Annotated in this window: 2 protein-coding genes and 1 pseudogene; all 3 read left to right on the forward strand. The window is 76.9% G+C overall.

Annotated features, from left to right (window positions below):
* Positions 1 to 162: 162 nt before the first annotated feature.
* Entirely contained in the window at positions 163 to 399 is a 237-nt protein-coding gene (locus IE225_RS32570) for a hypothetical protein (protein WP_190061275.1), read from the forward strand.
* 47 nt (positions 400 to 446) lie between these two features.
* Positions 447 to 974, forward strand: a complete 528-nt coding sequence (locus IE225_RS32575; RefSeq protein WP_190061276.1) for a DUF2742 domain-containing protein — start codon at positions 447 to 449, stop codon at positions 972 to 974.
* Positions 931 to 1,392, forward strand: a pseudogene (locus IE225_RS32580) (hypothetical protein); the annotation flags it as partial. The gene IE225_RS32575 and the pseudogene IE225_RS32580, both read left to right, overlap by 44 nt.

Genomic DNA, 1,392 nt, shown 5'->3' on the forward strand with positions numbered 1-1,392 from the left:
CGACTACGCCGCCGAGATCCGGGCGTTGGTGGACGCGGCGCCCCCGCTGAGCGTGCGGCAACGCGAGCGGCTGCGCCTGGTCTTCCGCGCCCGCCCGGCCCCGTCCGGTGCCGATACCGGCACCACAAGACCAGGCGGCACCGGATCGGGGAGCGCGACAGCATGACCATCCCCGGCATATCCCCGGCGCTGCGGGAGCGGCGTGGTACGGCCGGCCGCCTGCCCCCGCTCGCCTGTGGGCACCGTGACCCGCTGCTGTGCCTCGCCGCGCGGCCCGGCCCGAGCACGTACGGGCTCACCCGCGCCCAGCTCGCCTCCGAGGTGGCCCGGTGCCGCGGTCGCGGGCGGAGCGAGGCCGACCTCGCCGCCCGCTTCAACGTCCGGCAGGCCGCCCCGTGAGCGCCGCGCGGACCGCGCAGCGCCCCGCCGTGCCGTCTGGTGCCCGTGTGGCTCCGGCCCCGCCCGAGACGACGGCACACGACCCCGTGGCCCTGTGGGCGTCAGCTCAGGTGGCCGCGCTGAACGTCGACCACGCCCCGGAGTATGGCAGTCCGGCATGGTCCGCGCTGCGCTCCACCGACCCGCGCCGCGCGGTCGCGGTCATCACCGCCGCCGAGCAGTGGCGCCGCCACAGCGCCCGCGAGGCATGGCTCGACCGCCTCGCCGAAGACGACCCCGCCGAGTGGTTCCGCATCGTCACCGCGGACGCCAACGCGCAAGCCCGCCGCATCGCGCCCGCCCTTGCCCGCCGGCCGACACACGCCGAACTCACCGCCCGCCGCGCCGTCCGTGCGCGCGCCCGCGAGGTGACCGCCGCCCCGGGCTGGCCGCCCGTCGCCATCCCCGGCCGCCCCGGCTGGTGGCGCCACCTGGGGTCGCGCGGCGAACCCCTCGACCTCCCGCACAACCGCCCCCAGGAGAGACCCCACCGTGACCCCCGAGACGGACCCGCCGGGCGAGCCCGCGACGCTTGACCCGCTGGCGCACTGGCTGACCGCCCCGCCTCCGCCCGACGATGCCCCCGCGTACCCGCGTGCGGACGCTGCCCCGGCGCCCGGCGGACCGGGCGAGGCCGCCGCCCCGGTGGCCACGTCATGGCAGCGCGTCGATCTCGCCCCGGTGCTGTCCGGCCAGTACACGCCGCCCGAGCCGACCATCGGGCGCCGTGACGACGGGGCGGGCATGTTCTACCCCGGGCGGCTGCACAGCATCTTCGCCGAGCCCGAGGCCATGAAGACATGGCTTGCGCTCACCGTCACGGCGGCCGAACTCGCTCTCGGTAACGCCGTGGTGTACCTCGATTTCGAGGACGAAGAGGGCGGCATCGTCGCCCGTCTGCTCGCACTGGGCACCCCCGCCGACGCCATCGCCGAGCGGTTCCACTACTTCCGC

Source organism: Streptomyces echinoruber (assembly GCF_014651135.1).
GTDB lineage: Bacteria > Actinomycetota > Actinomycetes > Streptomycetales > Streptomycetaceae > Streptomyces > Streptomyces echinoruber.

Excerpts from the sequence above, each read along its gene's own strand:
- IE225_RS32570 (WP_190061275.1), top strand. The coding sequence starts at position 163 with ATGACCATCCCCGGCATATCCCCGGCGCTGCGGGAGCGGCGTGGTACG.